The sequence below is a fragment of the Bacillus sp. CIS52 genome (assembly GCF_053545315.1).
On sequence record NZ_JBIUFR010000002.1, the window covers coordinates 498,385 to 524,039 of the forward strand.

Here is a 25,655-nt window from a genome sequence, read left to right on the forward strand (position 1 = left end):
GAGGAAAGAAAATGACTGCAACAATCATCGACGGAAAAGAAACGGCTAAAGAAAAACGCGAACAATTGGCAAAAGAAGTAGAAGAGCTGAAAGCACAAGGCGTAGTGCCGGGCTTGGCGGTCATTTTAATCGGCGACGATCCCGCCTCTGTTTCATATGTGACAGGCAAGAAAAAAGCCGCTGAAACAATGGGAATGAAGTTTAAGCTTGACCGTTTTGACTCAAGCTTAACCGAAGCGGAGCTTTTAACAGTGATTGATGAGTACAATCAAAATCCGGAATTTCACGGCATTCTCGTCCAGCTGCCGCTCCCGGATCATATTTCTGAAAAAGCCGTCATCGAGCGGATCTCCCCTGATAAGGATGTTGATGGTTTCCACCCTCTCAACGTCGGGAAAATGCTGCTTGGAGAAGATACATTTCTTCCTTGCACACCGCACGGAATTGTCGAGTTATTGAAAAAGACGAACGTAGATCTTTCCGGCAAAGAAGTTGTTGTAGTCGGACGAAGCAATATTGTCGGTAAACCGGTCGGCCAGCTGCTGCTGAACGAAAATGCGACCGTCACATATTGCCATTCCCGTACAAAAAATATGTCTGAGCATACGAAAAAAGCAGATATTCTTGTGGTTGCGGTCGGTAAAGCGAACTTCATCACAGCTGATCAAATCAAAGAGGGCGCCATTGTCATTGATGTCGGCGTCAACCGCCTCGAAAGCGGAAAACTCTGCGGAGACGTTCAGTTTGATGAAGCGAAAGAAAAAGCATCTTTCATTACGCCGGTCCCGGGCGGAGTAGGTCCGATGACCATCACGATGCTTGCGCATAATACTGTTAAATCTGCCAGACGTACGTTATCATAGATAACCGGAGGCAGTCACAAAAAGTGTGACAATGAGCACGATACCCGCTTCTTAAGGCTCCTTTCAGCCAGAGCGGGTTTTTTTCTTAGTTCAGGGCAAAAAGCCTTTATGAAAGGAATGCAGGATGTGAGTGAAGCGGCATATGTCACGGTTTCCGCACTGACCAAATATATTAAACGAAAATTCGATGTAGACCCTCATCTTGAAGACATTTGGATTAAAGGTGAGCTGTCCAACGTTAAAATCCATACAAGAGGCCACATCTATTTTACTTTAAAAGATGAACATGCCCGCATGCAGGCCGTCATGTTTCAAAGGCAAAGTTCAAGGCTTGCGTTTAAGCCTGAGGACGGAATGAAGGTCATCGTAAGAGGCGGCATCTCCGTCTATGAACCGAGCGGAAGCTATCAGCTGTACGCGAAAGAAATGCAGCCGGACGGTGTTGGGGCGCTTTATTTAGCCTATGAAGAATTAAAGAAAAAACTTGCCGGCGAAGGGTTGTTTGATGACCGGCATAAGCAGGCCATCCCCGCTTTTCCAGCCACGATCGGGGTTGTCACGTCACCGACGGGAGCGGCCGTCAGAGACGTCATTACCACACTCAAAAGAAGATATCCCCTGGTGAAAGTCATTGTGCTTCCCGCGCTCGTTCAGGGTGAAAACGCCAGCAGATCGATTGTGAAGCGCATTGAAGAAGCCAATTCGCAAAAGATGTGTGACGTTCTGATCGTCGGAAGGGGAGGGGGCTCGATCGAAGAATTGTGGGCGTTTAACGAAGAAATCGTTGCCCGGGCGATTTTTGCTTCCGCCATTCCGGTTATATCGGCTGTCGGACATGAAACAGACTTTACAATCAGTGATTTCGTCGCGGATATCCGGGCTGCAACGCCGACGGGAGCGGCAGAAATCGCCGTTCCTCACACGACGGACTTAATGGAACGGACAAAAACGGCGGAAGTCCGCCTGACAAGAGCGATGCAGCAGCATATCGGCAAGAAAAAAGAACGGGTTCAATCGCTCCAGTCATCTTACGCATTCCGTTTTCCGAAACGATTGTATACCCAAAAAGAACAGCAGTTTGATCTTTTGTATCAGCAATTCCAAGCACAGCTCACAGGGCTTACGGAGCGGAAAGAAAGGCAGCTGGAGCGGAATACGTACAGATTAACGGCGCTTCACCCTGAAACCCAGCTGAAACAGGCGAAAAAACGGTACGAAGAGCGCTCAAATCAGCTGACGCGGAGCATGAATGTCCAGCTGAAGCAGCTTCATTCGCAGTTTCAGACGGTTCTTGGTAAACTGAATGCATTAAGTCCCCTTCAAGTTATGGAGAGAGGATACAGTCTGGCCTATAAAGACAAAGAGCTGATCAAAAGCGTTGATCAAGTGGAACAACATGATACGCTTGAAGTAAAGATGACAGACGGCGTTTTGACGTGTGAAGTATTGCAAAAGAGAGGCGAACGATAATGACAGAAACCAAAAAAAGTGAAGAGCTGACATTTGAAGAGGCGATGAAAGGCCTTGAAGGCATTGTCGCAAAGCTTGAAGAAGGAGACGTGCCGCTGGAGCAGGCGATTAATTATTTTCAGGAAGGAATGGCCCTTTCAAAAATGTGCCATGAAAAGCTTCAGCATGTCGAAAAACAAATGGACTTTATTTTAAAAGATAACGGAGAACTTGCACCTTTCAGCGTTCAGGAGGAAGACGAAGGTGACAAATAAACTGGACGCATTTTTAGCATCGCGCAAACAACTGATTGAGCGGAATCTTTCCTTGTATACAGAACGGCTCGCCATGCCGGAAACCCTCAAAAAATCTATGCTGTATTCTTTGGAAGCGGGCGGAAAGAGGCTGCGCCCCCTCGTTGTCTTAGCCGTTTTGAATGCTTACGGAAAAGATGAAAAAGACGGGATTCCGGTCGGATGCGCTGTTGAAATGATTCATACGTATTCCTTAATCCATGATGATCTGCCTTGCATGGACGATGATGATTTGCGCCGGGGAAAGCCGACAAACCATAAAGTCTTCGGAGAAGCGGCAGCTGTATTGGCCGGAGACGGGCTTCTGACAGAAAGCTTTAAATTAATCACATCTCACGTGTCTGACGCGGTTTCAGCGGAAAAACGGCTCCGCCTCGTCGAGGAGCTGATCAAAGCGGCAGGAACGGAAGGAATGGTCGGCGGGCAGGCTGCCGACATGGAAGCGGAACAAAAGCAGGTAACGCTTGAGGAGCTGGAATCCATCCATGAGCGGAAAACGGCCAAGCTCCTCGGTTTTTCCGTGACGGCAGGCGCTATTTTGGCAGATGCGCCGGAGGATGAAATCGAAAAGCTGCGTCTGTTCAGCAGCCATATCGGCATCGGATTTCAAATCAGAGACGACATCCTTGATATTGAAGGTCATGAGGAGAAGATCGGCAAACCGGTCGGTTCAGACACGACGAATGAAAAATCAACGTATCCGTCGCTTTTAACGCTTGAAGGTGCGAAAGAGAAGCTTTCATATCATATCAGCGAGGCGAAACGGATCATCAGCGGCCTATCTCTTCAGAAAGAACTGCTGCATGACCTCTGCGATTTAATAGCGGCGAGAGATCATTAAAACGATCCTGATTTGAAGGGGCTGCCGCTCCTATGGTAAAATGTAAGCAGTTTCGATGAAAATAAAAAGGGAGTCTTTTTATTTTTTTAAAAAGACACTGTTTAATTTGCAGAAATTCATGCTGAAAGTGAGTTGATCCGCTTTGGATCTTTTATCAATACAGGACCCGTCATTTCTTAAAAAGATGTCAATTGAACAGCTGGAAGAGCTGGGTGAGGAAATCCGCAATTTTCTCATCACATCGCTGTCTGCCTCAGGCGGCCATATCGGGCCGAACCTCGGGGTTGTCGAGCTGACGATTGCGCTTCACAAAGAATTTGACAGTCCGAAAGATAAATTTTTATGGGATGTCGGACATCAGTCCTATGTTCATAAACTGTTAACCGGACGCGGCAAGGAGTTTGAAACCTTGCGCCAATATAAAGGGCTTTGCGGTTTCCCGAAACGCAGCGAAAGCGAACATGACGTATGGGAAACAGGCCACAGCTCAACATCGCTCTCAGGCGCGATGGGAATGGCTGCCGCCCGCGATATTAAAGGGACGAAAGAATATATCATCCCGATTATCGGGGATGGCGCTTTAACCGGAGGAATGGCGCTTGAAGCACTGAACCATATCGGCGACGAGAAAAAAGATATGATCGTCATCCTGAATGATAATGAGATGAGCATTGCGCCGAATGTCGGGGCGATTCATTCTATGCTCGGCCGGCTTCGCACGGCCGGCAAATATCAATGGGTAAAAGACGAGCTGGAATATTTATTTAAGCGCATCCCGGCCGTCGGCGGAAAATTGGCCGCCACGGCTGAGCGGATAAAAGACAGCTTAAAATATATGCTTGTGTCAGGCATGTTTTTTGAAGAGCTGGGCTTTACGTATTTAGGCCCGGTAGACGGTCATTCCTACCACGAGCTGTTTGAAAACCTGCAATACGCCAAAAAAACAAAAGGCCCAGTCCTTTTACATGTCATCACGAAAAAGGGCAAAGGCTATAAACCGGCAGAGACCGACACAATCGGGACATGGCACGGGACTGGCCCGTACAAAATCAATACGGGTGATTTCGTCAAGCCGAAAGCCGCGGCGCCTTCATGGAGCGGACTCGTCAGCGGGACCGTGCAGGAGCTGGCGCGCGAGGATGACAGAATTGTCGCGATTACACCGGCCATGCCGGTCGGTTCTAAGCTGGAAGGGTTTGCGAAAGAATTTCCGGAGCGCATGTTTGATGTCGGAATCGCAGAACAGCATGCGGCGACGATGGCCGCGGGAATGGCGCTTCAAGGCATGAAGCCGTTTCTCGCGATCTATTCGACCTTTTTGCAGCGGGCGTATGATCAGGTCGTCCATGACATCTGCCGTCAAAACGCGAATGTATTTATCGGCATTGACCGCGCGGGTTTGGTCGGCGCTGACGGGGAGACCCATCAAGGCGTCTTTGACATTGCCTTTTTGCGTCATATACCGAACCTCGTTTTAATGATGCCGAAGGATGAAAATGAAGGCCGCCACATGGTCAATACAGCTCTTGCTTATGAGGAAGGTCCGATCGCGATGCGCTTCCCGCGCGGAAACGGGCTCGGTGTAAAGATGGATAAAGAGCTGAAAACCATTCCGATCGGAACATGGGAAGTGCTCCGTCCCGGAAAAGACGCGGTGATTTTAACGTTCGGAACGACCATTGAAATGGCGCTCGAAGCGGCTGAAGAACTGCAAAAAGAAGGCCTGTCCGTGCGTGTCGTCAATGCGCGGTTCATAAAACCGATTGATAAACAAATGATGAAGGCGATTCTTAATGAAGGTCTGCCGATTTTAACGATTGAAGAAGCCGTGCTTGAAGGCGGATTCGGAAGCACGATTCTTGAATTCGCTCATGACCTCGGCATGTATCATACGCCGATTGACAGAATGGGCATTCCTGACCGGTTCATTGAGCACGGAAGCGTAACCGCCCTGCTTGAAGAAATCGGTCTCACAAAGGCTGAGGTTATGAACCGGATTAAACTGCTGATGCCGCCGAAGACACATAAAGGAATTGGATCATGACAGCAAAAAAAGAACGATTAGATGTACTTCTTGTAGAAAAAGGCCTTGCGGAAACGCGGGAAAAAGCGAAACGCGCCATTATGGCGGGCATCGTATACTCAAATGAAAACCGATTGGACAAACCGGGTGAAAAAATCGCCCGGGATCTTCCGTTAACGGTAAAAGGAAACCCTCTTAAATACGTCAGCAGAGGCGGATTAAAGCTTGAGAAAGCTCTTGAGGTGTTTCCCGTCTCAGTAAAAGGCAAAACGATGATTGATATCGGCTCGTCTACTGGAGGATTTACAGATTGCGCCCTCCAAAACGGCGCCGAACGGTCCTATGCAGTAGACGTCGGCTATAATCAGCTCGCTTGGAAGCTGAGACAGGACGAGAGGGTCGTCGTCATGGAACGGACGAATTTCCGCTATTCCGAGCCTTCCGATTTCACAGAGGGTCTGCCGGAATTCGCGACGATCGATGTTTCTTTCATCTCACTCCGTCTTATTCTGCCGGTTTTAAAAACGCTGCTTGTGCCGGGAAGCGATTGTATCGCACTGGTGAAGCCGCAATTTGAAGCCGGACGTGAATCAGTCGGAAAAAAAGGCATTGTCAGAGATCCCGGCGTTCATGCTGACGTTCTCCGCCGTATGAATCAGTTTGCCGCTTCTGAAGGATATACAGTGAAAGGACTGTCCTTCTCACCGATTACAGGGGGAGACGGCAATATCGAGTTTCTGCTTCATTTGAAGTGGGAGGGAGAAGACGGAAACGGCGCTGAACTGCCGGAAGAAGATATTCTCCGTACCGTCCGCGAAGCACATGAAACATTAAAAGCCAAAAAGACAGATGTACCGGAATAATAGGGGGCTATTATTCCTTTTTTCTGCCATCATGTACTTTTTATCAAGAAGCGGTTAACATAATGACAAGAACAGCTTGAAAACAGAGGTGCTTACATGACAAAAGGCCAAAGGCATATAAAAATCAGAGAGCTTATTACAAGCCATGAGATTGAAACGCAGGATGACTTAGTTGACATGCTGAGAGAAGAAGGGTATAAGGTAACCCAGGCGACTGTTTCCAGGGACATTAAAGAACTGCATCTCGTAAAGGTGCCGACCAATAACGGTTCCTACAAATACAGCCTGCCGGCGGATCAGCGGTTCAACCCGCTGTCAAAACTGAAGCGTTCATTAATGGATGCGTTCGTAAAAATTGACTCAGCAAGCCACATGATCGTATTAAAAACGATGCCGGGGAATGCGCAGGCAATCGGCGCTTTGATGGATAATCTCGAATGGGAAGAAATCATGGGCACGATCTGCGGAGATGACACAATTTTAATCATCTGCAGGACGCCTGAAGATACGGAGGGCGTTCAAAGCCGTCTTTTGGAGCTGCTGTAGCGTAATTATCAGATAAAAGGTGGAATGCTGTTTGTTAGCTGAACTATCAATAAAAAACTTTGCCATTATAGAGGAACTGACGATTTCGTTTGAACGGGGGCTCACCGTCCTGACGGGAGAAACAGGGGCCGGCAAGTCAATTATTATAGACGCCGTTTCCCTGTTAGTCGGCGGCCGCGGGTCGTCTGAATTTGTCCGTTACGGTGAAACAAAGGCCGAGCTTGAAGGACTGTTTCTTTTGGACAGCGGCCATCCCGTTTTTGAGGTGTGCCGTGAGCAGGGAATAGACGCATCTGACGACATGATTGTCATGAGAAGAGACATTAATGCCGGGGGAAAAAGCGTCTGCCGTGTCAACGGAAAATTAGTAACGATTGCGGCTTTGAGGGAGATCGGCAGACTTTTATTAGATATTCACGGGCAGCATGACAACCAGCTGTTAATGGAAGATGACAAACATTTAGAGCTTTTGGATAAATTTGCGGGCGCTGAGGCCGAATCAGCGCTTCAGGCATACCAAGAAGGCTACGACCGTTATATGAAGCTGCTCAAAAAAGTGAAGAAGCTGTCGGAAAGCGAACAGGAAATGGCGCATCGGTTAGATCTGATTCAATTTCAGCTTGAAGAAATCGAATCAGCGAAGCTCGAATTGAATGAAGACGAACTTCTTCAAGAAGAGCGGAAGCAGATATCCAACTTTGAAAAAATTTATGAATCATTGCAAAACGCCTATAATGCGCTCCGCAGCGAACAGGGGGGGCTTGACTGGGTCGGAATGGCCTCTGCCCAGCTTGAAGACATTTCGGATATCAATGAACCGCTGCAAAAGCTGTCAGAAAGTGTGTCAAGTTCCTATTATCTGCTGGAGGATGCAACCTTTCAAATGCGCAATCTGCTAGATGATCTGGAGTATGACCCGGAACGGCTGAATTTTATTGAAACCCGTTTAAACGAGATTAAACAGCTGAAGCGTAAATACGGAGCGACGGTCGAAGACATTCTGGAATACGGCTCCAAAATAGAAGAGGAAATTGATCAAATCGAAAACCGCGACAGCCACCTTGAAGCGCTGAAGAAGGAACTGGAGTCCGTCGGCAAAGATGTGGCCGTAGAAGCCGCCAATTTATCAAAAATCAGAAAAGCCTGGGCCAAAAAACTGGCGGAAGCAATTCATCGGGAATTAAAAAGCCTGTATATGGGCAAATCAACGTTTGATACGGAATTCCTCGTGAAAACCGATCCGTCTGCCAGTGAAGCGCCGGTTGTCAACGGCCAGCCCGTGCAGCTTACCCAAAAGGGAATTGACCTCGTGAAATTTTTAATTTCAACGAACACCGGTGAGCCGTTAAAACCGCTGTCAAAGGTCGCATCCGGCGGCGAACTTTCAAGGGTGATGCTGGCGCTGAAGAGTATTTTTTCTTCCCAGCAGGATGTCACTTCCATCATCTTTGATGAAGTGGACACTGGCGTAAGCGGGCGGGTTGCCCAAGCCATCGCGGAAAAAATCCATAAAGTATCGACTGGTTCACAGGTGCTCTGCATTACACACCTGCCGCAGGTTGCCGCTATGGCGGATACGCACCTTTTGATCGCAAAAGAATTCAAAGACGGACGGACGACAACGCATGTCACGCCGCTTTCAAAGCAGGATAAGGTAGCGGAAATCGGCCGTATGATTGCGGGTGTTGAAGTGACCGACCTGACAAAACGGCATGCGCAAGAGCTTTTAAAACAGGCCGGACAGGTAAAAACGACAGGATAAGCTGCTGATACAGGCAGCTTATTTTTTTGTTCCATTTCTCTAACAGTGTATCCAATGTTTTTCTTCGTATGCCGGTTATAAATCAAGCGCAGGAAGGCAAAAGTATAGAGGTAGCAGAAAAAGAAAGTGGTGTGGGATAGGAGCGAGGAGAGTGAAGGAATGAATGCACGATAACATGAGGAAAGCAATAGGTGTAATTCTCCTTGTTTCTTTACTAAGTGTAGGCTTTTTTAAGCCATTTAAAGAATTTTTACTGATACCGTCAGAAATGAGCGTCTTTGAAAACCAGACACAAGCCGTTCCGGTCAATGCATCAATAAGCGCTGAAAAGGGTGAATTATCAGAAGCCTTTACGCTGAGAGAAGAGCACGGTCATGCAAGCATAACAGGGCAAAAACAAGGCCGGTCAGAAGTAGTATATGATCTTGCCGGGTTTCCCATTAAAAAAACGAAAGTGCGTGTCCTTCCTGAATTGAAGGTCATTCCGGGCGGACAGTCCATCGGTGTAAAACTGCATTCAGTCGGTGTTTTGGTCGTCGGCTTTCACCAGGTGATGACAAAGGATGGGAAAAAATCTCCGGGAGAACAAGCGGGAATTGAATCTGGCGACATCATTATTAAAATGAACGGACATAAAATTGAAAAAATGAGCGACATCGCCCCGTTTATTCAAAAAGCGGGTAAGACCGGGGAATCTTTGGATTTATTGGTGAAACGCGATAAGCAAAAAATCAAGACAAAGCTGATTCCGACAAAGGACGAAGCTGAGGGAAAATATCGAATCGGCCTTTATATTCGTGATTCGGCAGCCGGTATCGGCACGATGACATTTTTTGAACCGAAAACAAAAAAATACGGCGCATTGGGCCACGTCATTTCTGATATGGATACGAAAAAACCGATTGTTGTGGAAGACGGCGAAATCGTCCGTTCAACTGTAACATCAATTGAAAAAGGAAAAGGCGGCAATCCCGGCGAAAAACTGGCAAGGTTTTCGTCAGAACGGAAAACGATCGGCGATATTAACCGCAACAGTCCGTTCGGCATTTTCGGGAAACTGCATCAGCCGATTAAAAACAACATCTCAGACAAAGCGCTTCCGATTGCCTTGTCAAATGAAGTGAAAAAAGGACCGGCGCAAATGCTGACGGTTATTGAAAACGATAAAGTAGAGAAATTTGATATTGAAATCGTCAGCACCACTCCGCAAAAATTCCCGGCGACTAAGGGAATGGTGTTAAAAGTGACCGATCCGAAACTGCTGAAAAAAACCGGCGGAATCGTTCAGGGAATGAGCGGAAGCCCGATCATCCAAAACGGGAAAGTCATCGGAGCCGTAACCCACGTGTTTGTCAATGATCCGACAAGCGGCTACGGCGTTCATATCGAATGGATGCTTTCTGAAGCGGGTGTTGATGTTTATGGAAAAGACAAAGCAAGCTGACTGCCGGATCATCCGGCAGTTTTTTTATGTGCGCGTTCTTCACTTCTTTCCAGGATTCATGTAAAATAAGACATGAAGATTTTTCGACAAATTCACGTTTCCTGATTTGTCAAACTTAATTTTTAGTCGAAAAACCTAGAAAATGCTAGAAAAACAAAGATATTCCACTATTATTGGTAAATATGGATTTTTTAAAAGGGGAAGTAGTGGTTTTGTCGAATGTAACATGTAGCAGTCAAATAGGTTGTGTCCTGTTAATACATTGGGGGAGGAAGAAACGTGGAGAAAATTAAAGTTTGTGTTGCTGATGATAATCGAGAGCTTGTAAGCCTGTTGAGTGAATATATAGAGGGACAGGATGATATGGAAGTAATCGGCGTTGCTTATAACGGGCAGGAATGTCTTTCTTTGTTTAAAGATAAAAATCCCGATGTGCTCGTTTTAGATATTATTATGCCGCATCTGGACGGACTGGCGGTTTTGGAGCGGCTCCGTGAATCAGAGCTTGAGAAACAGCCGAACGTTATCATGCTGACGGCATTCGGTCAGGAAGACGTTACGAAAAAAGCCGTCGATTTAGGTGCGTCCTATTTCATCCTGAAGCCGTTTGATATGGAAAACCTTGTCGGCCATATCCGTCAGGTAAGCGGAAATGTCAGCAGCGTCACACACCGTGCGCCGTCTGCACAAAGCAGCATCATCCGCAGCCAGCCGGAGCCGAAACGGAAAAATCTCGATGCCAGCATTACAAGCATTATCCATGAGATCGGTGTGCCTGCCCATATTAAAGGCTATCTTTATTTGCGGGAAGCCATTTCCATGGTGTACAACGATATTGAACTCCTCGGCAGCATCACAAAAGTCCTTTATCCCGACATCGCCAAAAAATTCAACACGACCGCAAGCCGTGTAGAACGGGCCATCCGCCATGCGATTGAAGTCGCTTGGAGCAGGGGAAATATTGATTCCATTTCTTCGCTGTTCGGGTATACCGTAAGCATGACAAAAGCAAAACCAACCAACTCAGAATTCATCGCGATGGTTGCTGACAAGCTGAGATTAGAGCATAAAGCTTCGTAACGCAAGCTTTATGGCAAGATGACGTTTTACGCCTTCTTTTCCGTGCATGAATGCGGAAGAGAAGGCGTTTTGAGTTTTTGCTCACGAAGATCCCTCCAGCCTGAGGAATCTTGAAGCCGCATAAAAGCGGGATTTACGGCATCTACACATATAACACGGGAGCTGATACTTTGATGATTTCGCCGTCTCTGATATAAAAGCGGGGGACGCGGCGGCTTAACGCAGATACGACTTCGTAGTTAATCGTACCGAGCATTTCGGCAATTTCATCAACGGAAATCTCGGCTCCTTTTTGTTTGCCGTAAATGACGACTTCTTCTCCTTGTTTGCCCTCACTATCACCCAAACTGACCATAATCATATCCATCGTCACTCTCCCCGCCACCGGCACTCTTCTGCCGCGGTGAAGAATAAACCCGCGGTTGGAAAGGGCGCGCGAGTAGCCGTCAGCATAGCCGATCGGAATTGTCGCGATGATTTCACCCGGTTCGGCGATATATGTGGCGCCATAACTGACGGTCCGGGGCTCTGTCACCATGGCTTTCACATAAGCGATACGTGCCTTTAAGCTGAGTGCGGGCGTGAGATCTACGAGGTTCAGCTCCTTTATATAAGCGGACGGGTATAGTCCATATAAACCGATGCCTAAACGGATCATATCGGCGCTGAATTCGGGAAAAGCGATAGCGGCGGCTGTGTTGCACATATGGACAGTAGGCAGCGGGATGTCTTGATTTTTTAAAAAGCGGAGAAAGCTGATGAACTTTTCATGCTGCAGCATTGTCAATTCAGTATCAGGTTCATCCGCTGTTGAAAAATGGGTAAAGACCCCGTCCCATGACAGGTATGTACTCGACTTGAGCGCTTTTACAACTGCTAAAAGGTCTTCTTCTGTGCGTACACCCAGCCGGCCCATTCCGGTATCCACATTGATATGAATGGACAGCCGTTTCGAATCAGCTTCTTTTTCCAATATCTGATTTGCTTTTTTGACCCAGCTGACTTGAAACGCTGATAATGTTATATTCCACAAGGCAGATTTTTTTACACAGCTGAGAGCTGTAAAGCCGAGCACAAGGATAGGTGCCGTAATTCCCGCTCTCCGTAACACAATTCCCTCTTCAACGCTGGCAACTGCGAGCTCGCTCGCGCCGCTTTCCAGTGCCTGCCGCGCTACTTCCACAGAGCCGTGGCCATAAGCATTTGCTTTTACGACGGCCATAATCTTCGACTTCTTCGGAATATGGCGGCGGATCGCCCGTACATTCTTTTTTATCGCATCAAGGTCAACTTCAATCCAAACTTCCCGGCAAAGTTTTTTCATCGCGATTCCTTCTTTCCTTAATGAGATTCAGTACTGACGTGTTTTCATGCTTTCAATCTGCATTTTATTCACACTGAACTGAAATCATTCAAAACATGAGAAGGTGACCGCTGATGTTTAAAATCAAGTTTTCGGGAAATCAGTGCGCCTGCTTTATTTATGCAGTAAGGGCTGCATGGCAGCCCTTAAATTGACTTCACAATATTCTGATCTGAAAATTGGTGTTCAAACATTTTGGACTGGCTTACAGCATTGTTTTGAATGACAATGCCGATATTTCCCCCTCCGGAACCGAAAACGGTTTTTGATGCAGTCAGCGGACTGATGGATATGGCGCCGCCAACATTGACAACGCCGTTTCCTGATACGTTGTTTATCGTAATCGGGCAACCGCTCATTCTATTTTTTCTCCTTTCTCTCACAGTCTACTATCTATATGTACGCTGTAATATGAAATAAGATTAAACAAAACGGCAAAAAAAACCGGCTGCTGTGAGCCGGAAAGGGAGGGAAATACAGATATCATAGTGTTTTCGTTACATTTTGATCAGAGAATTGCGAGTTTAGTGATTGAGACGTGCTGAATTGGTTTAATTGCAGAACAATACCTATATTTCCTCCTCCTGAGCCGTAGACGGTTTTTGATACGGTTAAAGGGCTTATCGAAAACGCCCCGCCGACATTGACAACTCCGTTTCCGGAAAGACTGTTAATCGTAATAGGAAAACCAGCCATCATATACGGTCTCCTTTCTATTAATCTATTTACTATATGTACGCTGCGAATCAGTAATAGGAGTAAACAAAGCGGTAAAAAGTTATGAAACAAAAAAACTGCCGGACGTCCGGCAGTTTTTTGATTACTTTTCAAACGGCACCCAGCCGCCTGTATTCTGGATCATTTCCCATAACGGTTCAGGAAGTCGGTATTTCTCAATTTCAGATGCTTTAATGGCTTTTTCGATTTCCTGTTCGCGGCCTTCTTTGACCAGCACCGCCCATTCAGGGTTAATTAAAATGACACGTCCCAGAGCCACCAGCGGAATCCCGCTTTCTAATACGGCGAGCGCTTCGTCCGCGGTATAGATGGAACCGACCGCCATCAGCGGCACTTTGTGGCCGACGCGTTCGTTTAATAAATCCATCCGTGTCCGTGAAGTATCTGCGCCGCGGCGGGCTTTGGAATTGACATCCATCAGTGAAATATGCAGATAATCCAAGTTTTCTTCCGCAAGTGCATCAGCGAGCATGAATGTTTCTTTCATTGTAAGCCCCGGCGTTTCCGGCTCTTCAGGTGACAGACGGTAGCCGAGAACAAATGGATGTTCAGCGTGTGCATCAATTGCCTGTTTGACAGCGTCAACGACTGCAAGCGGGAACGCAAGGCGCTTTTCATCGCTCCCGCCCCAGCGGTCTGTGCGCTGATTTGTTTTCGGAGAATAAAATTGTTGAATCAAGTATCCGTTTGCCCCGTGAATTTCTACACCGTCAAAGCCGGCTTCAATCGCTCTGCGTGTCGCTTCGCCGAATGCTTTTACAATGTGCTCAATCTCTTGTTCAGTGAGAGCCCGGGAAGTTTGTCTGCCGTCTTCTTCTGAACCGCTTGGGCTGACGACGTCGTTATTCGGTACGAGTTCAGGAGGGCATTCCAATCCGCCATGGTGAATCTGCACAACGGCTTTCGCTCCTTGAGACTGGATCGCTTGAGCGAGTTTTTTCAAGCCGGGAATGTGAGAATCATCATAGATGCCGGGCTGGCCGGGAAACGCTTTGCCGTCAGGTGTTACGTTTGCACATGCCGTAATGACCATGCCCATTTCTTTTGAACGGGGAGTAATGTAGCTCAATTCACGTTCGGAAATCGTTCCGTCATCGTTTGAGGAATAGTGGGTCATCGGTGCAACGGAAATACGGTTTGGTATGGTAACGCCGCTTTCGAACGTAAAAGGTTCAAACAGCGGTTTATATGTTTGCTTCATTATTTCGCCTTCTTCCTTAAAAGTTTAACTCGTCCGTATTCTAGCTTATGTTTTAATTGTGTGCAATTATTTTGCTTGTTCTTCTTCCTGAGGTTATGACCGGCCGAACCATTTAAACGACTGGAACGGTTTTCTCCGTTCCTTTTCAGGGTCTTTATACCCGCCTGAAATTTGATGGCCGATCGAGCTGAATATGACAGCGGCGGCGAATAGGAGAATGATTTTTTTCATATGCATATCTTCTTTCTTATCTTTTACAAGGTTATTTATAAGCATACGCTTGTGTGAAAAAACCGTCAAATTTGTTTTTATTCTTTTTTCCACTTTCCTGCGGCGAATATCGTTCCGATCTGAATCACAACACTTAACAGAGCGCAGACTGCCACAACTGTGTTGCTGTCCATAGAAGACACCCTCCTTTTTGTTAGGTTAATGTATCATATGACAGCTGTCTCTGTTTTGACAAAACCGTAATGCGGTGTTTCATATTTTTCAACAAAAAAGGGCGCTTTTTAGGCGCCTTTACTTTTTTTTCAGCCGATGCAAAGCGATTTGAACGGCGATGGCGTCATCCAGATAGCCGATCGGAAACATGTAATCCGGAATCACGTCTGTCGCTAAAATATAATACAGGAGGGCACTCCCGAGAATCGGGCGGTCTTCAGCCGGTGTTGATTCGTCCATATATTGATGATGCATGTTTTTCAAGTGATCAATAAAAGGGCCGACACTTTCTTCATTATTCATTTTCTTTTGAAACTCATCACAAATCAGGCGATGGCCCTGCTGGGTTTTGGCATATTGTTCATATCTGGTCAGCTCGCGTTCAATTTGTTCACGGGAAAAAGGCTGATCAAACATCTCCGCCATGTTCAGCATATCCTGAATCGCGTGCATCGGATCTTGCTGCGCAGTCTCTTTTTCATGGCCGATGTCTATTCCTGACGCTTCAAGCAATTCCTCCAGCGGGGTGCGGAGGTGCTTTGAAAATTCCTGAAGATGCTTTAAATTGGCCTTCTGCTTGCCGTTTATAATCCGGGAGATGGTGGCCGTATCAATGTTGGCTAATGCGCCGAGTTTTCTCATGGAGAGAGAGTGCTTATCAAGCAGTGATTTTAAAAGGGGGCCCAATGTCTTATGTTCATTTTCTGCCAAGGGTGTCACCTCGTTTCCGCCGGAATGATGATAATCAGTCAATAATTTTTGCAGAAAAGGTACCTTTTCTGTGCTGATGAATAGGATAGTGTAGATTGGAACAGCACAACATGTTGAAAAGACATCAAAGAATGGGGAGAACATAACATGGCTTGGTTATTGATTTTAGGTTTGGCAGTGTCCTCGAGCATTGATAATTTAGGAGTGGGGATGTCATACGGCATCAGAAAGATCAAAATATCGCACGCATCAAATATAATGATCGCTTTTATCTGTTTTTTATTCAGTTATATCGGAATTTATTTCGGCAAATGGATTTCAGCCGTTTTACCGGGCTTTTTTCCCGTGTTGCTGGCGGCTTTTATTTTATCTGTGATCGGCATCCGCATCATTCTGCTGGCTATGCCGAGAAAAAAAGAAAATACAACGCCTGCTGACACGTCTGGAAAAAAAGGCCGTTTCGCCGGTCTGCTGCAAAATCCGGAGACAGCGGATGCTGACGGTTCGGGAGAAATCGGTATATTGGAATCCATGGTTCTCGGGGTGGCCGTATCCGCAAATGCGCTGACCAACGGATTAAGCGCGGGCCTGATCGGGCTTTCTCCCGCTGCCATTTCCATCACTGCGGCGATCGGAAGCTTTCTGACCATATGGATCGGCTGCCTGCTTGGGAAAAAAGCTGCGTCACTGCGCATCGGTACTTTCCATGTCGGACAGTTCAGCACGGTGCTGAGCGGAGTGATTATTCTCATCATTGCCGTCAATACGCTGCTCTTTTAAGTTGTCCCGTTCATTTTATGAAAAGCTCAAAATAAATATGAATCATTCTGTTCGGGAGAGCGCATGACGGGCTCTCTTTTTTTGCCGATCTGTCATTTTTTCAAAATGAATAGAAAGTCGTCCCTTTCCGTTAAATTTTGCATATTCGGCCTTCAGACAGAACCTTTTTCATAGACGGATCAGCTCGCTTTCTTTCTAAGTTCAGGTAATCAGCGGGTCAGAAAGCCTTATTCCAAATATGGAAAAACGCTGGAGGGACGAAGGCGCCCTTTACAAATCCGCCATTCTGTACAAAGATAAAGCCGAATGAGAAAACGTGAGGTGATCTGTGTGAAGTCTGTCATCCTTCTGATCTTCACTGCATGGCTGCTGTCAGGCTGCGAGTATACCGCTGAGGCGGATTCGGCGCCGTCATTTACACAGGAAGGAACATTTATAAAAGCGGCCGGAAACGATATGATCGCACTGGAAATTGACGGAGAGCGGCGCGAGGTGAAGGTGCCTTTTGCTAAGCGGCTTGAATGTCAGTTTCTGCCTGAACATACGGCGGTGCAAATCACCTATAAAAAGAGAGCAATGGACAATTACGGCTTGAAGAACTGAAAAAAGAAACAGATATGTGAAAAACGGGGAGGAAAAAACGTGGGCCTACTGACAAAAAGCGCTGCTGCATTCGGTGCCGCCCTGCTTCTGCTTGCGCCGTCCGCTTATGCAGCCGAACCTTTGCAAGGGAAGACCATCTATATTGATGCCGGACATGGCGGAGAAGACAGCGGGGCCGGGGGAAATGGACTGCTGGAGAAAAACATCAATTTAGCGGTGTCAAACAAGGTAGCCGCCAAATTGGAAGCAGAAGGTGCAACACCTGTTGCGTCAAGGACTGATGATACTTTTTTAAGTTTGGACGAGCGGGTGGCGAAAGCAAGCGCCAGCCAATCCGATTTATTCGTCAGCCTTCATACGAACTCAGCCGTATCGACGGCATCGGGTACAGAAACGTATTTTAATTCAACATATGAAGGAGCAGACAGCGAAAGGCTTGCTTCTGATATTCAACAGCAGCTTGTCTCGTCTCTAGAGATGAGGGACAGAGGTGTAAAAGAAGCCCCTTTTTATGTCATTACATATTCAAAAATGCCTAGTGTGCTGGCTGAATTAGGCTTTATCACAAATCCTCAAGATGCGGACAAGCTGAAAAATGCTGACGGGCAAGAACACGCCGCCGACGCCATTGTAAATGGAATCGAAACCTATTACAGCGGCCGATAATCGTAAAATATGTGTAAATAGCGCCCACCTTATGTGCATAACGATTATAATAGAGAAAACCGATGACAAACACCTGAGGTGAAACATATGACGACTATTTTTGCCCACCGGGGGGCGTCGGGCGACTATCCCGAAAATACGATGCCCGCGTTCACAAAAGCGATTGAGGACGGGGCGGACGGAATCGAACTTGACGTACAGATGACAAAAGACGGCCGTATCGTGGTCATTCACGATGAAACCCTTGACCGAACGACGTCTTTACAAGGATTTGTGAAAGATACGGCGTATGACAAAATCAGAACCGCCGATGCCGCCGGAAAATGGAAAGATTCTTTTAAAGGAGTCAGAATTCCGCTTTTGTCAGACGTGCTGCGTTTTGCGGAGCGCGCCGATTTTCTGATCAATATTGAGCTGAAAAACAGTGTATTCCGCTACGAGGGAATGGAAAAAGAAGTGATCAAAAAAGTCAGGTATTACGGATTGGAAAAGCGCGTTATTTTTTCTTCATTTAATCATGAGAGCCTCGCGCTTTGCCATGCCTTGGCGCCTGAGATTGAACGGGCGGTGCTGACGATGGATGTGCTGTACCGGCCTGAACAGTATCTCGCTTCAATCCCTGCTTCAGGTTATCATCCTAAGCTTGGTACGCCGGCGGTCAGCCCTGAAGCGGTCAGACATCTAATAAAACACCAAGTGAAGCTCCGTCCGTTCACCGTTAATCGTCCGGAAGATATGAAGCAGCTGATAAAAGCGGGAGCAGACGCATTTTTTACCGATTATCCAAAGCTGGCTGTTTCTATAAAAGAAGAATGCCGCCATTAAGAAGACTGTTCAGACAGTCTTTTTTTTATGGGCAGAAACCGGAGGGGCGATCATAACGTGATCAGGAGGTTCATATAGTGTAACAGGGCGTTTTATGTAAGCGTTATCTTTTATTTTACTGAAAGTGAGGCAAAAGTGTGGGGAAAACGGTTATCGTCAGTGCGGCAAGAACACCGTTCGGAAAATTCGGCGGTGCATTAAAAGAGGTAAAAGCAGCCGAGCTTGGCGGCATTGCCATAAAAGAAGCAATCAAGCGCGCCGGCATCGGTGAAAGCGAAGCAGAAGGAGCGGTGATGGGAATGGTTGTCCAAGCGGGTGCGGGGCAGATTCCGGCACGGCAGGCTGCAAGGTATGCCGGGCTTCCATGGTCCGTTCCGGCTGAAACCATTAATAAGGTTTGTGCATCGGGGCTTAGAGCCGTTACCTTCTGTGATCAAATCATCCGGGCAAATGATGCCGACGTGCTGATTGCAGGCGGAATGGAAAGCATGAGCAACATCCCGTACGCCATTCCGGCCGGCCGCTGGGGTATAAGAATGGGAGACGGGGTTTTTCAGGATTTAATGGTCCATGACGGGCTGACCTGTGCGTTCGATCAGGTGCATATGGCTGTCCACGGAAGCGCTGCGGCCGAAAAGTACGGCATTTCCCGAGATGAACAGGATAATTACGCTCTTAAAAGCCAAAAACGCGCGGCTGAGGCGGCTGAGACGGGCAAATTGCAAGAAGAAATCGTTCCGGTTACCTGGACCGATAAAAAGGGCAAACAGCATACTGTTACGCAGGATGAGGGGCTGCGCCCTGATACAAGCCTTGAGCAGCTCGCAAAGCTTAAGCCTATTTTTACAGCCGGCGGAACGGTTACAGCGGGAAACGCTCCCGGTGTAAATGACGGCGCCGGAGCATTTGTGCTGATGTCAGAGGAAAAGGCCGCGAAGCAGCATGTCAGACCGCTCGCTGCGATACTTGGCTTTGCGTCTGTCGGACTGGAAGCGTCTGAGCTTGCCAGCGCACCGGGAGAAGCGATCAGCCGGCTTCTGAAAAAAACCGGACTGTCCGTTGACGATATTGATTTGTTTGAAGTAAACGAAGCATTTGCGTCCGTCGTGCTCGTCAGCGAAAAGATTGCCGGATTCAGCCGGGAGAAAGTGAATGTAAACGGAGGGGCGATCGCGTTCGGCCATCCGATCGGCGCAAGCGGCGCCAGAATCATCATGAGTTTGATATACGAATTAAAGCGGCGCGGAGGAGGTTTAGGCATAGCGGCGATATGCAGCGGAGCGGCCCAAGGAGACGCCGTCCTGCTGGAGGTGTACTGATATAACGAGGGGAGCGTCAGATGAAGATGAAAACAATCATGGTCGCAGGTGCGGGTCAGATGGGAGCAGGCATCGCGCAGACGGCTGCAGAAGCTGGGTTTTCCGTCATGTTATACGATGTGGAGCCGGAATCGGTGACAAAAGGCCTTAACCGCATAAAGACAAATCTGGAGAAAGATCAGGCGAAAGGACGCAAGACACGGCATGAAACAGAATCCGTTTTCAGCCGCATCTCCCCGGCAGCGCTCACAGAAGCGGGAGATGCTGATTTTGTAATAGAAGCCATTGCCGAAAACAAAACAGCAAAGACTGAATTACTCGGCACACTTGACAAAATGTGTCCCCCTCATACCGTATTGGCAAGCAATACGTCTTCTCTTCCCATTACGGAACTTGCCGCTGTCACAAAAAGGCCTGACAAAGTAATCGGCATGCATTTTATGAATCCGGTTCCTGTCATGGAGCTTGTCGAGGTCATCAGAGGGCTTGCTACGTCGGAAGACACGGCTGAAACAGTAAAGAAGCTTGCCGTCCGGATGAAAAAAACGCCTGTCGAAGTCAATGATTTTCCCGGCTTTATATCTAACCGTATATTAATGCCGATGATTAACGAGGCCGTTTATTGCCTTTACGAAGGGGCGGCTTCAAAGGAAGCGATTGATGAAGTGATGAAGCTCGGCATGCGTCATCCGATGGGGCCTTTAACATTAGCCGACTTCATCGGATTGGATACTTGCCTTTCCATAATGGAGGTTCTCTATGCGGGGTTCGGAGATTCGAAATACCGCCCATGCCCGCTGCTCAGAAAATATGTCAGCGCCGGCTGGCTCGGCAAAAAAAGCGGGCGCGGTTTTTATGAGTACAACAGATGACATAAAAATCATGGGGAGGCCTGCAGCCGTGCATTTTACAGAAGAGCACATCATGATGAGAAAAATGGTGCGCGATTTTGCACGCAAGGAAATCGCACCGATGGTTGAAATCATGGAAACAACCGATGAATTTCCGGACCGGCTGATTAAAAAAATGGGAGAAGCGGGGTTAATGGGCATCCCCGTCCCGGAAGCATACGGCGGAGCGGGGGCTGATACAACATCTTACATTTTAGCGATTCATGAAATATCAAAAGTCAGCGCGGCTGTCGGCGTCATTTTATCCGTCCACACATCGGTAGGGACAAACCCGATTCTGCATTTCGGGACAGAAGCCCAAAAACAAAGGTATATTCCAAAGCTGGCAGCGGGCGAATACGTCGGGGCTTTTGCGCTTACTGAGCCTCAATCCGGATCTGATGCGGGAAGCCTGAAAACAACGGCTGTGCGAAAAGGCGGTTCATATATTCTGAACGGTTCTAAAATCTTTATTACAAACGGCGGAGCGGCAGATCTGTATCTGACATTTGCCTTAACGGACCCGGGAAAAGGGAGAAAGGGGATTTCCGCTTTTATCGTTGAAAAAAACACACCCGGCTTTTCTGTCGGAAAGAAAGAAAAAAAGCTCGGATTGTTAGGTTCCAATACCGTCGAATTGCAATTTGACCAAGCGGAAATTCCAATTGAAAACCGGCTCGGCGAAGAGGGCGAGGGTTTTTCAATCGCCATGAAAAACCTAGATGTCGGACGGATCGGCATAGCGGCTCAGGCGCTCGGAATTATCGAAGCGGCGCTCGGCTGCTCGGCGGAATACGCCAAAACCCGCAGCCAGTTCGGCAGGCCCATTGCCTCGAATCAGGCGGTTTCTTTTAAACTTTCTGACATGGCGACGAATGCGGAAGCTGCCAAATTATTGGTCTATCATGCCGCTGATCTGTATCAGCGCGGGCTTCCGTGCGGAAAAGAAGCATCGATGGCAAAGCAATTCGCGTCTGATGCGGCGATGAAAGCGGCAGTGGAGGCTGTGCAGATTCACGGCGGCTACGGCTATATGAAAGAGTATCCCGCGGAGCGTTTATTTCGGGATGCGAAGGTCACGCAAATCTATGAGGGCACCAATGAGATTCAAAGGCTGATTATTTCTAAGTATCTTCTTCAATAAAAAGCGCGGAAAAGGAGCGAAACCATGGAATCTTATTCTCCCGGTTTAGATGGCGTCATTGCGGTGGAAACGGGGATTTCTTTTCTTGATACACAGCAGGGCAGGATTTTAATCAAAGGCCATGATCTGATCGAGCTTTCTAAAACGGCCGGCTATATGGATATTGTCCATCTCTTATTGGAAGACAGACTTCCTGATGCGAAAGAGAAGGCGGCGCTTGAAGATGACATCCGGCGCGGCGGAGACCTTCCCGAGGAAATCTTGCATATATGCCGTCTGCTGCCTGAACATACTCATCCGATGGACGGTCTGAGGACAGGCTTGTCCGCACTTGGCGGCTTTGACAAGAATATTGATGACCGCACCTCTTCTGTAAATCGGCACCGTGTACGCGGGCTGATAGGCAAAATGCCCAATCTGACCGTCAACAGCTATCGTGTCATAAACGGTCAGGAACCTTTAGCGCCTGTCGGAACCTTATCGTACAGCGCAAACTTTTTATATATGATTACCGGAAAAACGCCGTCCTCCTTGGAAGAAGAAATATTCGACAGGTCGCTTCTTTTATACAGTGAGCATGAATTGCCGAACTCAACATTTACGGCCCGTGTCATCGCTTCGACGCAATCGGATATTTACGGCGCTCTCACCGGAGCCGTCGCCTCGCTTAAGGGAAACCTTCACGGCGGAGCGAACGAAGCGGTTATGTACATGCTTGAAGAAGCGAAGGATACAGACGGGTTTATTCAATTGTTAACTCAGAAACTCGCAAACAAAGAAAAAATCATGGGCTTCGGCCATCGTGTCTACATGAAAAAAATGGATCCGAGGGCGCTCATGATGAAAGAAGCATTGAAAAAGCTGTCTGATCTCTCGGGGGATTTCCGTCTCTATCACATGTGTGAAGCCGGCGAAACCGTCATGCGGGAGAAAAAAGGCCTTTATCCGAATTTAGATTACTACGCAGCGCCGGTCTATTACATGCTCGGCATTCCGATACCGCTGTACACGCCTATATTTTTCAGCGCACGAACCGTCGGCCTGTGTGCGCACATCATTGAACAGCACAGCAGAAACCGGCTTTTCCGCCCGCGTGTCCGCTATACCGGAGCGCGCCTGTAAACAGATAAGAAAGGAAGATGAAAATCATGACAGAAACCCGCCGAATGGACGCCGTGATCGAAGAGATTTCTGATTACGTGCTCCATCAGGAGATTGACAGTTCAGAAGCTTTCACTACGGCAGGACATGTGCTTCTTGATACGATAGGGTGCGGAATTTTGGCGCTCAGCTATCCCGAATGTACAAAGCTGCTCGGCCCGATTGTCCCGGGAACCGTTGTGCCGAACGGCAGCAGGGTCCCGGGCACGCCTTTTGTATTAGACCCCGTCACGGCCGCCTTTAATATCGGATGCATCAACAGGTGGCTCGATTATAATGATACGTGGCTTGCGGCTGAATGGGGTCATCCGTCTGACAATCTCGGAGGCATATTGGCTTGTGCGGACTATATTTCCAGAGTGAGAATGTCTGAAGGGAAAGAACCGCTTACCGTGCGCGATGTGCTTCGCGCAATGATCAAAGCGCACGAAATTCAAGGAATCCTCGCTTTAGAAAACAGTTTAAACAGAGTCGGGCTTGACCATGTGCTGTTTGTGAAAGTGGCGACTGCGGCTGTTTGCGCCCACATGCTGGGAGGCTCAAAAGCGGAAATCAATAACGCCGTATCTCACGCCTGGATTGATAATTCAAGCCTCAGAACGTACCGGCATGCGCCGAACACCGGGTCGCGCAAATCATGGGCGGCCGGTGACGCGACAAGCAGAGGCGTGTATTTGGCCCTGATGGCGCAAAAAGGTGAAATGGGGTACCCGACGGCGCTGACCGCACCGGTGTGGGGATTTCAAGACGTATTATTTAACCGGCAGGAAATAAAGCTTGCCCGCCCGCTTGGATCCTATGTGATGGAGAATGTATTGTTTAAAGTATCCTATCCGGCAGAATTCCACGCCCAGACAGCGGCGGAATGCGCGGTCCGGCTCCATCCGCAGGTGAAAGACCGCATCGGGGAAATCGACAGGATCACGATTATGACGCATGAATCAGCAATCCGGATTATCGATAAAAAAGGGCCGCTTCACAATCCGGCAGACCGGGATCATTGCCTGCAGTACATTACGGCAATCGGGCTTCTTTTCGGAGATATAAAGGCAGATCATTATGAAGAGGAAACGGCGTCTGACCCGCGAATTGATACATTGCGGGGTAAAATGGAGGTGACGGAACACAAAGCGTACTCAAAGGATTACTTAGACCCGCATAAGCGATCCATCTCAAATGCCGTACAGGTGCATTTTACAGACGGCACAGCTACGGAACGGATCGAATGTGAATACCCGCTCGGGCACCGGTTCCGCAGAAACGAAGCCGTACCGAATATTCTTGCCAAGTTTTCAGCAAACATCAGCACTCATTTTTCATTGAAGCAGCAGCGTAAAATAGAAGAAGCCTGCAGACATAGCGGACGGATGCAGCAGCTCAGCGTTATTGAATTTATGGACTTATTTCTCATATAAAATAGGAGGGTGACAAACATGACGTGGATCGTCAGCAGGCAGTCGTCTCAAGAGGAGCTTGCAGAGCGGTTCCGTACGCTGATGACAGCACCGGATGTATTGCAGATCCCAGGTGCTCATGATGCGATGGCTGCTCTTATCGCCAAGAAAACGGGGTTTTCGGCTCTTTATTTATCAGGCGCGGCTTACACGGCGAGCAGGGGGCTGCCCGATTTAGGCATTATCACGTCGGCGGAAATGGCTGAACGGGTTAAAGATTTGGTACGCTCGTCTGATCTGCCCGTCCTTGTGGACATTGATACGGGTTTCGGAGGTATCCTGAACGCTGCCCGGACGGCGAAAGAAATGTATGAAGCGCGCGCAGCCGCCGTGCAGATGGAGGATCAGCGCCTGCCGAAAAAATGCGGGCATCTGAATGGGAAGCAGCTCGTGCCGATTGAAGAAATGGCGCAGAAAATCAAAGCGGTCAAGCAGGCCGCGCCGACTCTTCTCGTTGTTGCAAGGACAGACGCCAGACAGCAGGAAGGGCTGGATGGCGCCGTAAAAAGAGCGGCGGCTTATATAAAAGCGGGTGCTGACGCTATTTTTCCGGAAGCGCTCCAATCCGAAAGCGAATTCAGAGCGTTTTCTAAACAAACCAGTGTGCCGGTTCTCGCAAATATGACCGAGTTCGGAAAAACGCCGTATTACAGTGCGGAAGAATTTTCCGATATGGGCTGTCACATGGTCATTTACCCGGTCACATCACTCAGAACGGCGGCCAAGGCCTTTGAGCGTATTTTCCGCCTTATAAAAGAAGAAGGCTCGCAAAAAGCGGGGCTTTCCGATATGCAGACGAGAAAAGAATTATATGAAACGATCGCTTACGATGACTATGAAGAACTGGATCAATCCATTGCTAAAACGATACTGCCGGACGACTGAAAAAGCCCTTTTTTGCAAGGGCTTTTTTTACAGCTTTTTTTTCCTGAACCGCGGGCTGACTTGGTTGCGTTTCCGATCTCTGTACAGAATAAACCCTGCCACAATATAAAGGCCGAATAAAAAAAACGCCAGTCCGGCAGCTCCCTGAAGGAAAAGGGACGGAAACGGGGCAAACACATGCCCGAATAATGCATCTCTCATCAGCTTAATGCCGAGCGCCGCGACAGCGCCGGGGAGGACGAGAATCAAAAGCGCAACAAGCCGGCTCATATTCAGAAAACCCCTT

At 48.0% G+C, this 25,655-nt stretch carries 26 protein-coding genes and 1 pseudogene; 20 read left to right on the forward strand and 7 right to left on the reverse strand.

Annotation, left to right across the window (positions count from 1 at the left end; genetic code table 11):
• Nucleotides 1–11 precede the first annotated feature (11 nt).
• From folD to spo0A, 10 genes are all read left to right on the forward strand, one after another.
• Entirely contained in the window at nucleotides 12–863 is an 852-nt protein-coding gene (folD, locus tag ACH32G_RS12515) for a bifunctional methylenetetrahydrofolate dehydrogenase/methenyltetrahydrofolate cyclohydrolase FolD (protein ID WP_016939002.1), read from the forward strand.
• Nucleotides 864–989: 126 nt separating this feature from the next.
• On the forward strand, nucleotides 990–2,333 hold the full coding sequence (xseA, locus tag ACH32G_RS12520) for an exodeoxyribonuclease VII large subunit (protein ID WP_049627001.1): 1,344 nt from the start codon (nucleotides 990–992) through the stop codon (nucleotides 2,331–2,333).
• Nucleotides 2,333–2,587, forward strand: coding sequence for an exodeoxyribonuclease VII small subunit (locus tag ACH32G_RS12525; RefSeq protein WP_007408352.1), 255 nt, complete (start codon nucleotides 2,333–2,335; stop codon nucleotides 2,585–2,587). Before xseA ends, ACH32G_RS12525 begins: the two co-directional genes overlap by 1 nt.
• Complete coding sequence (locus ACH32G_RS12530) at nucleotides 2,577–3,467, forward strand: polyprenyl synthetase family protein (protein ID WP_045926700.1); 891 nt, start codon at nucleotides 2,577–2,579, stop codon at nucleotides 3,465–3,467. Before ACH32G_RS12525 ends, ACH32G_RS12530 begins: the two co-directional genes overlap by 11 nt.
• Nucleotides 3,468–3,609: 142 nt before the next feature.
• A complete protein-coding gene (dxs, locus tag ACH32G_RS12535) occupies nucleotides 3,610–5,511 on the forward strand; it encodes a 1-deoxy-D-xylulose-5-phosphate synthase (RefSeq protein WP_016939005.1) in 1,902 nt (633 codons plus the stop codon).
• Nucleotides 5,508–6,353, forward strand: coding sequence for a TlyA family RNA methyltransferase (locus ACH32G_RS12540; RefSeq protein ID WP_016939006.1), 846 nt, complete (start codon nucleotides 5,508–5,510; stop codon nucleotides 6,351–6,353). The genes dxs and ACH32G_RS12540 overlap by 4 nt, the downstream gene beginning before the upstream one ends.
• Before the next feature lie 96 nt (nucleotides 6,354–6,449).
• The gene (gene ahrC / locus ACH32G_RS12545) at nucleotides 6,450–6,899 is read left to right on the forward strand and encodes a transcriptional regulator AhrC/ArgR (protein WP_003153173.1); all 450 of its coding nucleotides are present in this window, start codon (nucleotides 6,450–6,452) and stop codon (nucleotides 6,897–6,899) included.
• Between the two features lie 31 nt (nucleotides 6,900–6,930).
• The gene (gene recN / locus ACH32G_RS12550; protein ID WP_049626999.1) at nucleotides 6,931–8,661 is read left to right on the forward strand and encodes a DNA repair protein RecN; all 1,731 of its coding nucleotides are present in this window, start codon (nucleotides 6,931–6,933) and stop codon (nucleotides 8,659–8,661) included.
• 163 nt (nucleotides 8,662–8,824) lie between these two features.
• The gene (gene spoIVB, locus ACH32G_RS12555; RefSeq protein WP_448814406.1) at nucleotides 8,825–10,105 is read left to right on the forward strand and encodes a SpoIVB peptidase; all 1,281 of its coding nucleotides are present in this window, start codon (nucleotides 8,825–8,827) and stop codon (nucleotides 10,103–10,105) included.
• Between the two features lie 279 nt (nucleotides 10,106–10,384).
• Complete coding sequence (gene spo0A / locus ACH32G_RS12560; RefSeq protein ID WP_003153177.1) at nucleotides 10,385–11,185, forward strand: sporulation transcription factor Spo0A; 801 nt, start codon at nucleotides 10,385–10,387, stop codon at nucleotides 11,183–11,185.
• A gap of 142 nt (nucleotides 11,186–11,327) precedes the next feature.
• On the opposite strand, the gene alr is transcribed toward spo0A, so the two are convergent.
• The 6 genes from alr to ACH32G_RS12590 all read right to left on the reverse strand — a co-directional run bounded on the left by alr (nucleotide 11,328) and on the right by ACH32G_RS12590 (nucleotide 15,642).
• Entirely contained in the window at nucleotides 11,328–12,509 is a 1,182-nt protein-coding gene (gene alr, locus ACH32G_RS12565; RefSeq protein ID WP_448814407.1) for an alanine racemase, read from the reverse strand.
• Between the two features lie 185 nt (nucleotides 12,510–12,694).
• Nucleotides 12,695–12,907: a spore germination protein gene (locus ACH32G_RS12570; protein WP_016939010.1), complete on the reverse strand. Its 213-nt coding sequence runs from the start codon at nucleotides 12,905–12,907 to the stop codon at nucleotides 12,695–12,697.
• Nucleotides 12,908–13,031: 124 nt separating this feature from the next.
• Nucleotides 13,032–13,244: a spore germination protein gene (locus ACH32G_RS12575; protein WP_032864884.1), complete on the reverse strand. Its 213-nt coding sequence runs from the start codon at nucleotides 13,242–13,244 to the stop codon at nucleotides 13,032–13,034.
• Nucleotides 13,245–13,368: 124 nt separating this feature from the next.
• A complete protein-coding gene (locus ACH32G_RS12580; protein WP_016939012.1) occupies nucleotides 13,369–14,487 on the reverse strand; it encodes an NADH-dependent flavin oxidoreductase in 1,119 nt (372 codons plus the stop codon).
• Nucleotides 14,488–14,580: 93 nt separating this feature from the next.
• Nucleotides 14,581–14,718: a hypothetical protein gene (locus ACH32G_RS12585; protein WP_162829239.1), complete on the reverse strand. Its 138-nt coding sequence runs from the start codon at nucleotides 14,716–14,718 to the stop codon at nucleotides 14,581–14,583.
• A 291-nt stretch (nucleotides 14,719–15,009) separates the two neighbouring features.
• The gene (locus ACH32G_RS12590; protein WP_269775259.1) at nucleotides 15,010–15,642 is read right to left on the reverse strand and encodes a helix-turn-helix domain-containing protein; all 633 of its coding nucleotides are present in this window, start codon (nucleotides 15,640–15,642) and stop codon (nucleotides 15,010–15,012) included.
• Between the two features lie 147 nt (nucleotides 15,643–15,789).
• Here ACH32G_RS12590 and ytaF point away from each other — a divergent pair, with 147 nt between their 5' ends.
• The 10 genes and pseudogenes from ytaF (at nucleotide 15,790) to prpB (ending at nucleotide 25,369) form a co-directional block, all read left to right on the forward strand.
• Nucleotides 15,790–16,422, forward strand: coding sequence for a sporulation membrane protein YtaF (ytaF, locus tag ACH32G_RS12595; protein ID WP_045927143.1), 633 nt, complete (start codon nucleotides 15,790–15,792; stop codon nucleotides 16,420–16,422).
• A gap of 306 nt (nucleotides 16,423–16,728) precedes the next feature.
• Nucleotides 16,729–17,045: pseudogene (locus ACH32G_RS12600) on the forward strand (hypothetical protein).
• Nucleotides 17,046–17,064: 19 nt separating this feature from the next.
• On the forward strand, nucleotides 17,065–17,691 hold the full coding sequence (locus tag ACH32G_RS12605) for an N-acetylmuramoyl-L-alanine amidase family protein (RefSeq protein WP_016939018.1): 627 nt from the start codon (nucleotides 17,065–17,067) through the stop codon (nucleotides 17,689–17,691).
• An 87-nt stretch (nucleotides 17,692–17,778) separates the two neighbouring features.
• Complete coding sequence (locus ACH32G_RS12610) at nucleotides 17,779–18,516, forward strand: glycerophosphodiester phosphodiesterase (protein WP_342007935.1); 738 nt, start codon at nucleotides 17,779–17,781, stop codon at nucleotides 18,514–18,516.
• A 137-nt stretch (nucleotides 18,517–18,653) separates the two neighbouring features.
• Nucleotides 18,654–19,835 (forward strand): acetyl-CoA C-acetyltransferase, encoded by a 1,182-nt coding sequence (locus ACH32G_RS12615; protein ID WP_016939020.1) that lies wholly within the window; start codon nucleotides 18,654–18,656, stop codon nucleotides 19,833–19,835.
• Nucleotides 19,836–19,855: 20 nt separating this feature from the next.
• A complete protein-coding gene (locus ACH32G_RS12620) occupies nucleotides 19,856–20,707 on the forward strand; it encodes a 3-hydroxybutyryl-CoA dehydrogenase (RefSeq protein ID WP_016939021.1) in 852 nt (283 codons plus the stop codon).
• A 28-nt stretch (nucleotides 20,708–20,735) separates the two neighbouring features.
• Nucleotides 20,736–21,869: an acyl-CoA dehydrogenase gene (locus ACH32G_RS12625; protein WP_016939022.1), complete on the forward strand. Its 1,134-nt coding sequence runs from the start codon at nucleotides 20,736–20,738 to the stop codon at nucleotides 21,867–21,869.
• A 24-nt stretch (nucleotides 21,870–21,893) separates the two neighbouring features.
• On the forward strand, nucleotides 21,894–22,991 hold the full coding sequence (gene mmgD, locus ACH32G_RS12630) for a citrate synthase (protein WP_049626993.1): 1,098 nt from the start codon (nucleotides 21,894–21,896) through the stop codon (nucleotides 22,989–22,991).
• 26 nt (nucleotides 22,992–23,017) lie between these two features.
• Nucleotides 23,018–24,445 carry a bifunctional 2-methylcitrate dehydratase/aconitate hydratase gene (locus tag ACH32G_RS12635; protein WP_264818805.1) on the forward strand — a complete coding sequence of 476 codons (1,428 nt, stop codon included), beginning with the start codon at nucleotides 23,018–23,020 and terminating at the stop codon, nucleotides 24,443–24,445.
• Between the two features lie 18 nt (nucleotides 24,446–24,463).
• Nucleotides 24,464–25,369, forward strand: coding sequence for a methylisocitrate lyase (prpB, locus tag ACH32G_RS12640; protein WP_049626991.1), 906 nt, complete (start codon nucleotides 24,464–24,466; stop codon nucleotides 25,367–25,369).
• Between the two features lie 27 nt (nucleotides 25,370–25,396).
• On the opposite strand, the gene ACH32G_RS12645 is transcribed toward prpB, so the two are convergent.
• A complete protein-coding gene (locus ACH32G_RS12645; RefSeq protein ID WP_064779014.1) occupies nucleotides 25,397–25,639 on the reverse strand; it encodes a DUF2627 domain-containing protein in 243 nt (80 codons plus the stop codon).
• Nucleotides 25,640–25,655 lie beyond the last annotated feature (16 nt).

Excerpts from the sequence above, each read along its gene's own strand:
- ACH32G_RS12585 (WP_162829239.1), bottom strand. The coding sequence starts at position 14,718 with ATGAAAAAAATCATTCTCCTATTCGCCGCCGCTGTCATATTCAGCTCG.
- ACH32G_RS12540 (WP_016939006.1), top strand. The coding sequence starts at position 5,508 with ATGACAGCAAAAAAAGAACGATTAGATGTACTTCTTGTAGAAAAAGGC.
- ACH32G_RS12525 (WP_007408352.1), top strand. The coding sequence starts at position 2,333 with ATGACAGAAACCAAAAAAAGTGAAGAGCTGACATTTGAAGAGGCGATG.
- ACH32G_RS12575 (WP_032864884.1), bottom strand. The coding sequence starts at position 13,244 with ATGGCTGGTTTTCCTATTACGATTAACAGTCTTTCCGGAAACGGAGTT.
- alr (WP_448814407.1), bottom strand. The coding sequence starts at position 12,509 with ATGAAAAAACTTTGCCGGGAAGTTTGGATTGAAGTTGACCTTGATGCG.
- ACH32G_RS12645 (WP_064779014.1), bottom strand. The coding sequence starts at position 25,639 with ATGAGCCGGCTTGTTGCGCTTTTGATTCTCGTCCTCCCCGGCGCTGTC.
- ytaF (WP_045927143.1), top strand. The coding sequence starts at position 15,790 with ATGGCTTGGTTATTGATTTTAGGTTTGGCAGTGTCCTCGAGCATTGAT.
- ACH32G_RS12580 (WP_016939012.1), bottom strand. The coding sequence starts at position 14,487 with ATGAAGCAAACATATAAACCGCTGTTTGAACCTTTTACGTTCGAAAGC.
- ahrC (WP_003153173.1), top strand. The coding sequence starts at position 6,450 with ATGACAAAAGGCCAAAGGCATATAAAAATCAGAGAGCTTATTACAAGC.
- prpB (WP_049626991.1), top strand. The coding sequence starts at position 24,464 with ATGACGTGGATCGTCAGCAGGCAGTCGTCTCAAGAGGAGCTTGCAGAG.
- ACH32G_RS12610 (WP_342007935.1), top strand. The coding sequence starts at position 17,779 with ATGACGACTATTTTTGCCCACCGGGGGGCGTCGGGCGACTATCCCGAA.
- ACH32G_RS12570 (WP_016939010.1), bottom strand. The coding sequence starts at position 12,907 with ATGAGCGGTTGCCCGATTACGATAAACAACGTATCAGGAAACGGCGTT.
- ACH32G_RS12635 (WP_264818805.1), top strand. The coding sequence starts at position 23,018 with ATGACAGAAACCCGCCGAATGGACGCCGTGATCGAAGAGATTTCTGAT.
- folD (WP_016939002.1), top strand. The coding sequence starts at position 12 with ATGACTGCAACAATCATCGACGGAAAAGAAACGGCTAAAGAAAAACGC.
- ACH32G_RS12620 (WP_016939021.1), top strand. The coding sequence starts at position 19,856 with ATGAAGATGAAAACAATCATGGTCGCAGGTGCGGGTCAGATGGGAGCA.
- mmgD (WP_049626993.1), top strand. The coding sequence starts at position 21,894 with ATGGAATCTTATTCTCCCGGTTTAGATGGCGTCATTGCGGTGGAAACG.
- spoIVB (WP_448814406.1), top strand. The coding sequence starts at position 8,825 with ATGCACGATAACATGAGGAAAGCAATAGGTGTAATTCTCCTTGTTTCT.